This window comes from Pseudomonas sp. A1230 (genome assembly GCF_044218825.1).
Lineage (GTDB): Bacteria > Pseudomonadota > Gammaproteobacteria > Pseudomonadales > Pseudomonadaceae > Aquipseudomonas > Aquipseudomonas iridis.
In genome coordinates, this window is record NZ_CP162582.1 from 5,879,985 (window position 1) to 5,893,519 (window position 13,535).

11 protein-coding genes are annotated in these 13,535 nt (G+C 60.5%); all 11 read right to left on the reverse strand.

Annotated elements, in window-relative coordinates; genetic code table 11:
* Window positions 1-44 precede the first annotated feature (44 nt).
* The 11 genes from purD to gcbA all read right to left on the reverse strand — a co-directional run bounded on the left by purD (window position 45) and on the right by gcbA (window position 13,433).
* Window positions 45-1,340 carry a phosphoribosylamine--glycine ligase gene (gene purD, locus AB4P97_RS27225; protein WP_042557467.1) on the reverse strand — a complete coding sequence of 432 codons (1,296 nt, stop codon included), beginning with the start codon at window positions 1,338-1,340 and terminating at the stop codon, window positions 45-47.
* 166 nt (window positions 1,341-1,506) lie between these two features.
* A complete protein-coding gene (gene purH / locus AB4P97_RS27230; RefSeq protein WP_200614986.1) occupies window positions 1,507-3,114 on the reverse strand; it encodes a bifunctional phosphoribosylaminoimidazolecarboxamide formyltransferase/IMP cyclohydrolase in 1,608 nt (535 codons plus the stop codon).
* A gap of 82 nt (window positions 3,115-3,196) precedes the next feature.
* Window positions 3,197-3,517, reverse strand: a complete 321-nt coding sequence (fis, locus tag AB4P97_RS27235; protein ID WP_003221275.1) for a DNA-binding transcriptional regulator Fis — start codon at window positions 3,515-3,517, stop codon at window positions 3,197-3,199.
* Complete coding sequence (gene dusB / locus AB4P97_RS27240) at window positions 3,514-4,524, reverse strand: tRNA dihydrouridine synthase DusB (protein WP_042557469.1); 1,011 nt, start codon at window positions 4,522-4,524, stop codon at window positions 3,514-3,516. The genes fis and dusB overlap by 4 nt, the downstream gene beginning before the upstream one ends.
* A gap of 185 nt (window positions 4,525-4,709) precedes the next feature.
* Window positions 4,710-5,972: a DUF3426 domain-containing protein gene (locus tag AB4P97_RS27245; protein ID WP_395599423.1), complete on the reverse strand. Its 1,263-nt coding sequence runs from the start codon at window positions 5,970-5,972 to the stop codon at window positions 4,710-4,712.
* Window positions 5,973-6,002: 30 nt separating this feature from the next.
* The gene (gene prmA / locus AB4P97_RS27250) at window positions 6,003-6,881 is read right to left on the reverse strand and encodes a 50S ribosomal protein L11 methyltransferase (RefSeq protein ID WP_115145893.1); all 879 of its coding nucleotides are present in this window, start codon (window positions 6,879-6,881) and stop codon (window positions 6,003-6,005) included.
* 282 nt (window positions 6,882-7,163) lie between these two features.
* Window positions 7,164-8,522: an acetyl-CoA carboxylase biotin carboxylase subunit gene (gene accC / locus AB4P97_RS27255; protein WP_042557473.1), complete on the reverse strand. Its 1,359-nt coding sequence runs from the start codon at window positions 8,520-8,522 to the stop codon at window positions 7,164-7,166.
* A 17-nt stretch (window positions 8,523-8,539) separates the two neighbouring features.
* Entirely contained in the window at window positions 8,540-8,998 is a 459-nt protein-coding gene (gene accB, locus AB4P97_RS27260) for an acetyl-CoA carboxylase biotin carboxyl carrier protein (RefSeq protein ID WP_042557474.1), read from the reverse strand.
* A gap of 48 nt (window positions 8,999-9,046) precedes the next feature.
* Complete coding sequence (aroQ, locus tag AB4P97_RS27265; RefSeq protein WP_042557475.1) at window positions 9,047-9,499, reverse strand: type II 3-dehydroquinate dehydratase; 453 nt, start codon at window positions 9,497-9,499, stop codon at window positions 9,047-9,049.
* A 265-nt stretch (window positions 9,500-9,764) separates the two neighbouring features.
* Window positions 9,765-11,711, reverse strand: coding sequence for a methyl-accepting chemotaxis protein (locus tag AB4P97_RS27270; RefSeq protein ID WP_395601859.1), 1,947 nt, complete (start codon window positions 11,709-11,711; stop codon window positions 9,765-9,767).
* Window positions 11,712-11,762: 51 nt separating this feature from the next.
* Entirely contained in the window at window positions 11,763-13,433 is a 1,671-nt protein-coding gene (gene gcbA, locus AB4P97_RS27275) for a diguanylate cyclase GcbA (protein WP_047299544.1), read from the reverse strand.
* Between the last annotated feature and the right edge of the window lie 102 nt (window positions 13,434-13,535).

Here is a 13,535-nt window from a genome sequence, read left to right on the forward strand (position 1 = left end):
AGCCCGGCGAGGAGCGGTATCCCTCACCGGACTTCATGGACAGCTTATTCCTGGGTTTCGCCACGTTCACGGGCAATGGCGCGGTAGCCAATGTCCTTGCGGTAGAAGCTGCCTTCCCAGTCGATCGCGGCCGCCAGCTTGTAGGCTTGCTGTTGCGCATCACTGACGCTGGCGCCCATTGCGGTGGCGCAGAGTACGCGACCACCGGCGGTTACGACCTGGCCATCTTTCAGCGCAGTGCCGGCGTGGAAGACTTTGCCTTCCAGGCTTGCCGCAGCGTCCAGACCGTTGATCGCGGCGCCTTTGGCGTAGTCGCCCGGGTAGCCGCCAGCGGCCAGCACGATGCCAACGCTCGGACGTGGATCCCACTGCGCCTCGACCTTGTCCAGCGCTTGCGCCAGGGCAGCTTCAACCAACAGCACCAGGCTCGACTGTAAACGCAGCATCACCGGTTGGGTTTCCGGATCACCGAAACGGCAGTTGAACTCGATGACTTTCGGGTTGCCGGCCTTGTCGATCATCAGACCGGCATAGAGGAAACCGGTGTAGACGTTGCCTTCATCGGCCATGCCGCGCACGGTCGGCCAGATCACCAGGTCCATCACGCGCTTGTGCACGTCGGCGGTCACTACCGGGGCAGGGGAGTAAGCACCCATGCCGCCGGTGTTCGGGCCGCTGTCGCCGTCGCCGACGCGTTTGTGGTCCTGACTGGTGGCCATCGGCAGGACGTTCTTGCCGTCAACCATGACGATGAACGAGGCTTCTTCGCCGTCGAGGAATTCTTCAATGACCACGCGCGAACCGGCATCGCCGAAAGCATTGCCGGCAAGCATGTCGCGCACGGCGTCTTCGGCTTCAGCCAGGGTCATGGCAACGATCACGCCTTTACCGGCGGCCAGGCCATCAGCCTTGATCACGATCGGTGCGCCTTTTTCACGCAGATAAGCCAGGGCTGGCTCGATCTCGGTGAAATTCTGGTAGTCGGCGGTCGGGATCTTGTGGCGCGCCAGGAAGTCCTTGGTGAACGCCTTCGAGCCTTCTAGCTGTGCAGCGCCAGCGGTCGGACCGAAGCAGTCCAGGCCACGGGAACGGAACAAGTCGACAACGCCAGCCACCAGCGGCACTTCCGGGCCGACGATGGTCAGGGAAACGTTTTTCTCGGCGAAATCGGCAAGCTGCTCAAGGGCCAGCACGTCAATGGCGACGTTCTCGCACTTGGCTTCAATCGCCGTACCGGCGTTGCCCGGGGCAACGAAAACCTTCTGCACGCGCGGATCCTGAGCCACTTTCCAGGCCAGAGCGTGTTCACGGCCACCGCTGCCAATGATCAAAACATTCAAAGAGAGACTCCTTCGGAGAAAGCTGCAAGCTACAAGCTGCAAGTTAGAGCGACTGCGTGGCGCTCATTTACAGCTTGTGCTTTGAATTAATAAGGCTGCACCTGCAAGAGGGAGCGACACCTGTCTGCTCTTTCTTGCAGCTTTCAGCTTGAAACTTGTGGCTGCTTCAATGGCGGAAGTGGCGCATACCTGTGAACACCATCGCAATCCCTGCCTCATCGGCAGCGGCAATCACTTCAGCATCACGCATCGAGCCACCTGGCTGGATCACCGCAGTGATGCCGACCTTGGCCGCATTGTCCAGACCGTCGCGGAACGGGAAGAACGCGTCCGATGCCATTACCGAACCCGCCACTTGCAGACCCGCGTGTTCAGCCTTGATCGCAGCGATACGTGCGGAGTTTACGCGGCTCATCTGGCCAGCGCCGACACCGATGGTCTGGCGGTTCTTGGCGTAGACGATCGCGTTGGATTTGACGTACTTGGCCACTTTCCAGGCGAAGATCAGGTCGTTGATTTCCTGTTCGGTCGGTGCACGCTTGGTCACGACTTTCAGGTCTTCGCTGCCGATCATGCCGATGTCGCGGCTTTGTACCAGCAGGCCGCCGTTGACGCGCTTGTAGTCCCACGCGGCAGCGCGGTCAGCCGACCACTCGCCACAGGCCAGCAGGCGCACGTTGGCTTTGGCGGCAACGATGGCCCGGGCTTCTTCGCTCACGGAAGGGGCGATGATCACTTCAACGAACTGACGCTCGACGATCGCTTTGGCGGTCTCGGCATCCAGTTCGCGGTTGAAGGCAATGATGCCGCCGAACGCCGATTCGGTGTCGGTAGCGTAAGCCAGTTCGTAGGCCTGACGGATGCCGCCTTCGGCGTCCGGGCTCACCGCCACGCCGCACGGGTTGGCGTGCTTGACGATCACGCAGGCTGGCTTGACGAAGCTCTTCACACATTCCAGCGCAGCGTCGGTGTCGGCCACGTTGTTGTACGACAGCTCTTTGCCTTGCAGTTGGGTCGCGGTAGCGATGCCGACTTCGGCAGGTTTGGCTTCCACATAGAACGCCGCGCTCTGGTGCGGGTTCTCGCCGTAGCGCATTTCCTGAGCCTTGATGAACTGGCTGTTGAAGGTGCGCGGGAATTCGCTGCGACCTTGCGTGCTGAGGGTTTCAGCGGCCTGGTTCACGGTGCCCATGTAGTTGGCGATCATGCCGTCGTAGGCGGCGGTGTGTTCGAACGCCTTGAGCATCAGGTCGAAACGCTGAGCGTAGGTCAGGCCACCGGACTTGAGGTTTTCGAGGACGTTGGCGTAATCGCTGGCGTTGACCACGATCGCGACATCTTTATGGTTTTTTGCTGCCGAACGGACCATGGTCGGGCCGCCGATGTCGATGTTCTCGATGGCGGTCGGCAGGTCGCAACCTGGCTTGTTGATGGTCGCTTCGAACGGGTACAGGTTGACCGCTACCAGATCGATCGGCTTGATGCCGTGTTCGTTCATGATGGCGTCGTCGATACCGCGACGACCGAGGATGCCACCGTGGATTTTCGGGTGCAGGGTCTTCACCCGACCGTCCATCATCTCCGCGAAACCGGTGTAATCCGCGACTTCCACTGCGGCAACGCCGTTGTCGCGCAGCAGCTTGAACGTTCCGCCGGTGGAGAGGATCTCGACGCCCAGGGCTTCAAGCTCCTTGGCGAATTCGAGGATCCCGGTCTTGTCGGAAACGCTGATCAAGGCGCGGCGGATCGGCAGGCGGGTAGTCTGGTCGGTCATCTCAATTTCCATCAAAAGCAAAGGAAGTCAGCAAAAAAGGCGACCGGTTTTACGCGGGCGCCTTTCTGGTTTGATTGAATGCTTACAGCAGATCGTACTGCTTGAGTTTCTTGCGCAGCGTGCCTCGGTTGAGTCCGAGCAGCTCGCTGGCCTTGGTCTGGTTGCCCTTGACGTAGTTCATCACGCTTTCGAGCAGGGGAGCCTCGACTTCGGAGAGCACAAGGTTGTACACATCCGTGACGGACGCGCCCTCAAGGTGGGCGAAATAATTGTGCAGCGCCTTCTCGACACTCCCGCGAAGGGTCTGACCTTCTTCGCTCGGCGTATTGAGGTGCTGTTTCAAATTCACGTTGTCGCTCACGGGTGCTGTTCCACTCACTAAAGTCTCGGTCATCATCGTCATGCGGCCACCCCTTCTTCGTCCCCTGTCAGGCTCTTGTAACGCTCGGCGAAGAACTCCCGAACGTTGGCGCATTGTGTTTCCGTACCATCCAAACGATTGAAGTGGGCGCGAAACTCCTTGGCGCCCGGCAAGGTTGCGAGATACCAGCCCACATGCTTTCGAGCAATACGCACGCCCATCACATCCCCATAGAAAGCGTGAAGTGCGGCCAGATGCTCTAGCAGAATGTGTTCCACCTCGGTCAGCTCCGGTGCCGGCAATTTCTCGCCAGTGCGCAGGAAGTGATCGATCTCGCGAAAAATCCATGGCCGCCCTTGGGCGGCTCGGCCTACCAACAGGCCATCGGCACCGGTCGCGTCGAGCACGTAACGGGCCTTTTCCGGCGAATCAATATCGCCATTGGCAAACACCGGGATCGACACGGCCTGCTTGATCGCGGCAATCGTGTCGTACTCGGCTTCACCTTTATAAAGATCGGCGCGAGTGCGGCCATGCACTGCCAGCGCGGTGATCCCGGCCTGCTCGGCGATCTTCGCCACAGTCAGTCCGTTCTTGTTGTCGCGATCCCAGCCAGTGCGGATCTTCAGGGTGACCGGCACATCAACCGCAGCCACGACGGCCTGCAGGATCTCGGTCACCAGTGCTTCATCTTTCAACAACGCGGAGCCGGCGGCCTTGTTGCAGACCTTCTTTGCCGGGCAACCCATGTTGATATCAATAATCTGTGCGCCCAGTTCGACGTTGGCGCGGGCCGCATTTGCCAGCATCTGTGCATCACCACCGGCAATCTGTACCGAGCGTGGCTCGGGATCGCCTTCGTGGATCATGCGCATGCGCGACTTGCGGGTGTTCCACAGGCTCATGTCACTGGTGACCATTTCCGAGACCACAAGCCCTGCGCCCAAACGCTTGCAAAGCTGACGAAAGGGCTGGTCGGTGACCCCCGCCATCGGGGCGAGAATCAAGCCGTTCTGTAATGTATATGGGCCGATGCGTACCGCCGACATAGGACTTCCCTGAAGTGGGGCCGGATCATGAGAGTTCGAAAAAGGGTTGGCATGATACCCGCTCTCGATGACTGGATAAAGGCTGAATTGAACAAAATCTGAACAGTTATTTTCTTATCGCCAGCGGTTCGGTAGCCCGGCGCGAAGTCAGAAAATTGCCGTCAATTCAGAAACGATGAAGCGATTCACTCGGGCGAGTGAAAACTCAGGCTGTAATTCACCGCTTTAGGGCCTGGATCGAGAATATCCAGCGCGATGTGGATCGGCGTTTGTGGCGGCATCTCCGCCAAACCTTCGAGATCGCCGCTCAAGTATTCGCCGGGTTTGAAGCGCCGACTGGCGATCAGGTGCCCGTTGAGGTCGGCAAACCGCAGCTCCAGCAAAGGAAACGGCTGGGAGAACGTTGCGCGGTTATAAATGATCGCGTCGACTACCAGCGCGCCGTTGAACTCCGGATGGCTGCGCACGACCAGGTTGCTGCTTTTGATTCTGGCAATGTCGACCTTGGACGGCACCGTGCAGCCGATTTGCGGGCAGACTTGCTGGAACCATGGCCGGTATTGATCCTGCCGCGCCAGTTCGTCGAAATGGTAGCTGATGTACTGGGCGGCGAGGCCGCCAGCGGCGAGCAACACCAACACCAGCCACAGCAGGCGACGGGCCCAGGGTGAGCGGCGCTTTTGCCAGTCCAGTTGCAGCGGGTCGTCAGTCAGGTCCTGCAAGACTTCGGCGCGTACGCCGGAGTCTGCGCGCTCACGTTTTTTGCGCTGCGGTTCGAGCAATGGCAGATCGTCATCGCTGTCGTCACTGGCGGACAAGCGTTCGCGGCGGGCATTCGGATCGATCGGATCGTGCAGGCGCAATTGCGGGATCGCCGGTTCATCATCCAGATCCACCGGCTCCAGCGACAGCGAGGGCTCGGTGCGTGCGGGTTTGATCGGATCCTCGATCACTTGCGGTTCGGCTTCAGGCTCTGCTCTCTCATCGGCAGGCTGGCTGAACAGGCTGTCGGGCCAGACCGCTTCATCCGGTTCCGGACTGTCGCGGCGGGCACTGAGGGAGTCTTCGCGCGGGCGACCGAATTCGGTGGTCGGCTGGATTTCCCGTTGTTCGAGGCGGGCGAGTTCTTCGTCCAGGTCGAGACTGTCGAGGTCCAGATCCGCAGCGCTCCATTGCTTTTGGCTGATGGCGCGGGTGACAGGTGGCTCGACGACCGCGGGCGATTCAACCACCGGCGGTGGTGCAACCGGCAGTTGTTCGGCATTGGCGGGTGCAACCGGCGTCACCGCATCCTTGCCCGCGTGCTGCTCAAGCAGCTGTTTGGCGGCGTTGAACACTTGCAGGCAGGAGCCGCAGCGAACCACCCCGCGGGCCACGCTCAATTGAGCGTGGCTGACGCGGAAACTGGTTTGGCAATGCGGGCACTGAGTGACGAAGCTGTCGGTCATGCGGCGATCCGGATTATGCAGGCGGCCATTCTAGCGCCGACGCCCGGTGATGCGCACCCAGCCATCGCGATTGGCGATCGGGTCGAGATCGAAGTCCTGAGCGTAGGCAGCAGCGACTTCATCACCTTGTTCGGCGAGGATGCCCGACAGCGCCAGACGCCCGCCGGATTTGACCAGGCTGGACAATTGCGGTGCCAGCGAAACCAGCGGGCCGGCGAGGATGTTGGCGACCAGCACGTCGGCTTTGACCTGCGGCAGATCTTGCGGAAGGTACAGCGGGAACAGCTCATCGGCGATATTGTTGCGCCCGGCGTTGTCGCGCGAGGCTTCCAGCGCCTGCACGTCGATGTCGGTGCCGACGGCTTCCTTGGCACCGAGCAGCAGGGCGGCGATGGCCAGAATCCCCGAGCCACAGCCGAAATCCAGCACGTTGCAGTCTTTGAGGTCCTGACCGTCGAGCCATTCCAGGCACAGCGCGGTGGTCGGGTGGGTGCCGGTGCCGAACGCCAGGCCCGGATCCAGCAGCAGGTTGACTGCGTCAGGCTCGGGTGCGGCATGCCAGCTCGGGACGATCCACAGGCGCTGGCCGAAACGCATTGGCTGGAAACCATCCATCCAGCTGCGTTCCCAATCCTGGTCTTCGATAATTTCGCTGTGGTGCTCGGGCAGCGGGCTACCGGTCAGCAATTCGAGGTGGGCCAGCACCGGGGCAGGCTCGGTGCCGCCCTCGAACAGGGCCAGCAGGTGAGTGTGTGCCCACAGCGGAGTGGTGTTGAGTTCCGGCTCGAAGATCGGCTGGTCTTCGGCGTCCATGAAGGTCACCGAAACAGCGCCGACTTCAAGGAAAGCGTCTTCGTAGGTTTCGGCTTGTTCCGGGCTGATGGCGAGTCGTACTTGCAGCCAAGGCATGGCGGGCACCTTTGAAAAATATTGATTGCAGACTAGCGGTCTGCGAGAAGCGCGCAAGTTTACGCGAGCGCGCAGGGTTTGTGGGAGCTGCATTTGTAGCGCAGATGTTGAGCGAAGCGTGGAACCTGTGGGAGCGAGCCTGCTCGCGAACGCGGTGGGTCAGCAATGAAGGTGGCGACTGGCACGGCCTCTTCGCGAGCAGGCTCGCTCCCACAGGGGGGGTGAAACCTGCAGATGCAACAAAGCCGCCCGAAGGCGGCTTTGTCTGGTGCGGGCTGAAGATTAGTGCTTCTCGTCAGCCAGCTTGTGCTCGAGGTAGTGAATGTTCACGCCCCCTTTGCAGAAGCCTTCGTCACGAACCAGATCACGGTGCAGCGGGATGTTGGTCTTGATCCCGTCAACCACGATTTCGTCCAGGGCATTGCGCATGCGGGCCATGGCTTCGTCGCGGGTAGCGCCGTAAGTGATCAGCTTGCCGATCAGCGAGTCGTAGTTCGGCGGAACGGCATAACCGCTGTACAGGTGCGAATCGACGCGAACGCCGTTGCCGCCTGGAGCGTGGAAATGCTTGACCGTGCCCGGGCTCGGCATGAAGGTTTTCGGGTCTTCAGCGTTGATCCGGCATTCCAGCGAGTGACCGCGGATAACCACGTCATCCTGCGTGAACGACAGCTTGTTGCCAGCGGCGATGCTGAGCATCTCCTTGACGATGTCGATACCGGTAACCATTTCCGAAACCGGGTGCTCCACCTGAACACGGGTGTTCATTTCGATGAAGTAGAAACGACCGTTCTCGTACAGGAACTCGAAAGTGCCGGCGCCTCGGTAGCCGATGTCGATGCACGCCTTGACGCAGCGAGCCAGAACTTCCTGGCGAGCCTGCTCGTCGATGCCCGGTGCCGGCGCTTCTTCGAGAACCTTCTGGTGACGACGTTGCAGCGAGCAATCGCGGTCGCCCAGATGGATGGCGTGACCCTGGCCGTCGGACAGAACCTGCACTTCGACGTGACGCGGGTTGGTCAGGAATTTTTCCAGATAGACCATCGGGTTGCCAAACGCCGCGCCTGCTTCGGTGCGGGTCAGTTTGGCGAACGAGATCAGGTCTTCTTCCTTGTGCACCACGCGCATGCCGCGACCACCACCGCCGCCAGCGGCTTTGATGATCACCGGGTAGCCGACTTCACGACCGATGCGCAGCGCCGTTTCTTCGTCTTCCGGCAGTGGGCCGTCAGAACCTGGAACGGTTGGCACGCCTGCTTCGATCATCGCGTGCTTGGCCGATACCTTGTCGCCCATCAGGCGAATGGTGTCGGCTTTCGGGCCGATGAAAGCGAAACCGGAGTTCTCGACCTGCTCGGCAAAGTCGGCGTTTTCCGCGAGGAAACCGTAGCCTGGGTGAATGGCGGTAGCGCCAGTCACTTCGGCGGCAGCGATGATGGCCGGGATGTGCAGGTAAGACTGAGAGGCCGATGCCGGGCCGATGCAGACGGATTCGTCTGCCAGACCCAGGTGCATCAGCTCTTTGTCGGCCTTGGAGTAAACGGCGACGGTCTTGATGCCCATCTCTTTGCAGGCACGCAGAATCCGCAGGGCGATCTCACCGCGGTTCGCGATCAGAACTTTTTCCAACTTCGCAGTCATCAAAGGCTCTCCGCAGTTCAAACGATGGTGAACAGCGGTTGGTCGTACTCAACCGGCTGGCCGTCTTCGACGAGGATGGACTCGATCACACCGCTGGTTTCAGCTTCGATGTGGTTCATCATCTTCATGGCTTCAACGATGCACAGAGTGTCGCCTTTCTTCACGGTCTGGCCGACTTCAACGAAGGACGGCGAGGCTGGCGAAGACTTGCGGTAGAACGTGCCGACCATCGGCGAACGGGCAACAGTGCCGTTCAGCGCCGGGGCAGCAGCGGCAACCGGAGCAGCTGCAGCTACAGGAGCGGCGGCTGGTGCAGCGGCCGGCGCTTGCATCGGTGCAGGCGCGTAGTACTGCTGAGCCGGGGTCTTGCTGTGACGGCTGATGCGTACGGACTCTTCGCCTTCCTTGATCTCGAGCTCGTCGATGCCGGACTCTTCCAGCAATTCGATCAGTTTCTTAACTTTACGGATATCCATGAATCATCAACTCCCAAGGGTCGGTCAGGGGCGCTTAACGCTTGTCGTTCAAGTCGTTGCCTGTGTTTCAAGCAGTTCTAGTGCAGCCTCCAGGGCCAGTCGGTAACCACTGGCGCCAAGGCCGCAGATCACTCCCACCGCTACGTCGGAGAAGTAAGAGTGATGGCGGAAAGGTTCGCGCTTGTGCACGTTGGACAAATGCACTTCGATGAATGGGATGCTCACTCCCAGCAACGCGTCACGTAATGCAACACTTGTATGTGTAAATGCGGCCGGATTGATCAGGATAAAATCCACACCCTCGCCGCGTGCGGCGTGGATGCGGTCGATCAATTCGTACTCGGCATTGCTTTGCAGATACAGCAGATGATGGCCGGCTTCACGGGCGCGACGCTCCAGATCCTGATTGATCTGCGCCAGGGTCGTCGACCCATAGGTGCCCGGTTCGCGGGTGCCGAGCAGGTTCAGGTTGGGGCCGTGCAGCACCAGTAGGGTTGCCATCTGCGTTGTCCTTGTCATCAATGAGCAGTCGTCAGAACCCGGCGACTATGCCGCAAAGACTTTATGACTGTCCAGTTCTATGCAATAGCCAGCACGATGGCCGATGTTTGCGCAAAATATGTGACCGAGTGATCTGATCCGGTCATTTGCATCACACAACTGTGTAGGAGCTGCCGCAGGCTGCGATCTTTTGACTTTTAAAGGCAAGATCAAAAGATCGTCCGATCGCGGCCCGAGCCCTCGGCAGCTCCTACAGGGAATGTCGTCAAACCCGGAAGGCTTGCACGGCTGTGTGCAACTGTCCGCCCAACACCAGCAAGTTCTCACCCTGTTCGCGGCCCTGGCCGATACGCAGCAAGTTATCCCCACCCAACTGGTGAATCCGCTCACTGTGATCGCGAATCTCGCTGACCGCGCCACTTTGCTGCGCGGTGATATCGGCGATGCGGATCGCTGTCTCGGAAATGGTCTGGATCGCACCGACAATCTTGTCCAGCGCACCGTCCGCCGCTTGTGCCTGATTCGCCGTCGCTTCGGCGTGCTCGACTTGCGCACGCATGCCTTCGACCGATTGCCGGGCAGCGGTTTGCAGGCCGGCAATCAGGGTTTGAATTTCCGCCGTCGCCCCGGCCGTACGCTGCGCCAGGGAGCGCACTTCTTCAGCCACCACGGCAAACCCGCGGCCCATTTCCCCGGCGCGCGCCGCTTCTATCGCCGCGTTCAGTGCCAGCAGATTGGTCTGGTCGGCAATCGAGCGGATCACCGTCAGCACACCGCCAATGGTCGCTGACTCTTCAGCCAGGTGCTCGATCATCTGTGCATTGCCCTGCACTTCGCCGACCAAGGCGTGCAGGCCCGTGAGGCTCTGGCCGATGACGGTCTGACCATGCTCGACAGCCAAACCGGCATGGCGGCTGGCATCGGCGGCCTGACGCGCGTCCCCGGCAACTTGCTGTATAGTCGCTTCCAGTTCGCCGAGCGAATCGCGAATCAGCGCGGTATCCCCGGCCTGATGTTCGGCGCCGCTGTGCAAGTCGTTGCTCAACTCGGCGAGGGTGCGACTGCTGCCCGCGACTTGTTCAGCGTTGCCGCGAATGGTCCCGACCAGATCCACCAGATACGCGCGCAAGCGATTGAGCGAGGCCTCGATGTCGTGCAGTTCGCGGTTGGTCTTGCCCAGTTGAATGTCGCGACTGAAATCGCCATCGGCCCAGACAGACAATGCCGGGGCGAGGTTGGTCAGGGTTCGCGCAAGACGCCGTTGCAGGGTGTCGATCAGCAGCGCAATCAGCAGAATCAGGCCGATCATCACGCCTTGCATCAGCCGCACTTCGCCCTGAATTTGCCCGTGCTGGGCACGCACCACCGGCTCCAGACCGGCGATGGCGTGTTGCACTGCAGCGATTTTCGCGTGGGTGGCGGTGCTGAGTTCGCTGCGTTTCTGGATTTGCTCGCGGGTGCGCGCAAGCTCTGCCGGGTAGCGACCGAGCAGACTGTTGAGTTCACGTTTGAGGCCGACACCGGCATCCTCGGCAACAGCTTTTTCGCTGCTTTCGATGCCCATCATCGCCGCGAAGTCGTCGCTGCTGGATTCGTTGCTGGCCACTACACCCAGCAGGGGCAGGGCATCGATCAACTGTGCCTGAGCGCGGATATTGCTGACTTCGCGCTCAACGTCGACCGCCAGTTCACTGCGGCCGCTGCTGACCAGTTTGTCTCGCGCCAGTGAAAGTTTGCCCAAGTGCTGAGAGGCGGCAAGCAGCGGCGTCAGGTAGGCCGCGTTGCCGCTGGCATAGGCACTGAGCTGCTCGAGGCTGGCGCTCAATTCGCGCTCGGCCTGCAACAGTAATGCCTGCGGATCACCGGCCAGTTTGCCGGCGGCGAGTAGGTCGGTTTTGCTGAATTCATCGAGGCCCGACAGGCTCGGGCGCAACGTATCGGCAAGCGTCGGTGGCAGTTCGCCGAGTTGTTTTTGTACGCTGTCGATGGCCTGACTGGCGCCGCTCAGACGCAAGGCATCGCCGCTGGCGAGGTAGTCCTCGACGTTGCGCGCCACCTCGTTCTGAAATTGCTGCGACAGCCCCAGATAACGCTCCATCAACAGATACGGGCGTTCCAGCGCTTTTTGCGACCACCACAGCGTGGCGCCGAGTGCGAGGCACACGGCGACCAGCAGCAGGGTATTAAGATTTGTGAGCAACTTCAGGCGCATGACAGCTACCAACGACAGAAATGGTAAGCGCCTGAATTTATTGCGGTTCTATTACAGGGTTATGACCGAATCGGTGGATTCCGATGAAAAGGTGGCACTTTGCTTTGACTCCCGCGCCTTTTGCACTCGATTACGCCCGCCATTCTTGGCGCGGTACAGCGCCTCGTCGGCCTGGCTGGCCATCATCAGGCTGTCGGAATCATCGCGCAGATCCACCACGCCGGCGCTGAAGGTGCACCACAAGTCATGAGGTTGTGCCGGGTAATGGATTTCGGCGAAACGTTGACGGATCTCGTCGAGCACCTTGTGTGCGGCTTCCATGTCAGTGTCGGGCATGACGATGGCGAACTCTTCGCCGCCGTAGCGGCCGATGAAATCGGTTTTGCGCAAACGTTGCTTGAGAAACAGTGCAAGGCTCTTGATGACGCGGTCGCCCATCGGGTGGCCGTGGCTGTCGTTGACCCGTTTGAAGTGGTCGATGTCGAGCATGGCAAAGCTCAGCGGCTTGTTCTCGCGGCGGGCGCGGAACGAGCAATCTTCGAGCAGTTGCAGGATATGCGTGTGGTTATACAACCCGGTGAGGCTGTCGCGCACCATCCGAGCTTTCAAGTTGCGCGCGCGGGCAGCGCGGTTGCGCACGGTGGTGATCAGATGACGCGGCTTGATCGGCTTGGTCAGGAAGTCGTCGCCGCCCTCGCTCATGGCGTCAAGCTGCTTGTCCAGATCGTCCTCGGCCGACAGGTAAATGATCGGCACGCTGACATAGCGGTCGTTGTGGCGGATCACCTTGGCCAGTTCGGTGCCGGTGCAGGCTGGCATGTACATGTCGAGGATGATCAGGTCAGGCTGGAAATCCGCCAGTTCAGCCATGGCCTGAATCGGTTCGATCAGGGTGCGGGTCACGATCCCGGCGCTGTTGAGCAGGCGTTCGGTGTGCATGGCCTGGGCGCGGGAGTCATCGATGATCAGCACTTTATAAGGTTCGTACTGGGCGACGCAGGTCAGGACTTCGATCTTTTCCAGCAGGCTCGACGCTTCAAGGGTGCCGGTGAGGAATTCCTGGCCGCCAGCGCGTACTGCCGCGAGGCGTGTCGGGGTGTCGGTTTCGTGCAGGCTGAAAAACAGCAGCGGCAACGGTTCCTCGAGACCGACCTGGGCTTCGGCAGCGAGTTTCAGGCCAACGCCGGCACCACTGAAATCCACGTCCATGACGATCGCGGCCGGCAACCGCTCGACCATCGATGAGCGAAACGCCGCGACGCTGTCCAGCGACTGCGCGCTGAGGCCGAAGAATTCCAGTTGCTTGGCCAGCCGCTCGGCGCGGTCGTGATCCTGCAGCATCACGTAAATTGGTTTGCGCAGCGGTGGCAGGAAGGTCTGGTCGAGCTGATCGCCCTGGCGCAAGCCGGTACGCGACAAGCGCTGCATCAAACGATTGAGATCGGTGATCAAGCCACTGCTCAGGCGTCCACGATTGGCGTCCACTGCTTCCAGCGACTGACTGATGTGGCGCGCGAGCTGGGTGTGTTCCGGCTGTTCGAAGCGCTCGGCAAAGCGCAGCAGGCGCAGGTTGGCCTCGCTCAGTTCGGCGAGGTCGACGGTGGACCATTCACTGCGTTGCAGGCGCTGCCATATCTCAAGAATCTGACGTGCCTGATGAATTACCCGCTGGGCAAAGTGGTGCTTGAGACGCTCACGGCTGGGGTCTTCTGGCTCGGTCATATCCTGACTACTAGTTAGGGTGCATGCTGAGATCGACTGGTGGCTCTATGCTAGCACCTCTTTTCCCTTAGACGAGTGTCGCACGTCAATAATCTGTAATGC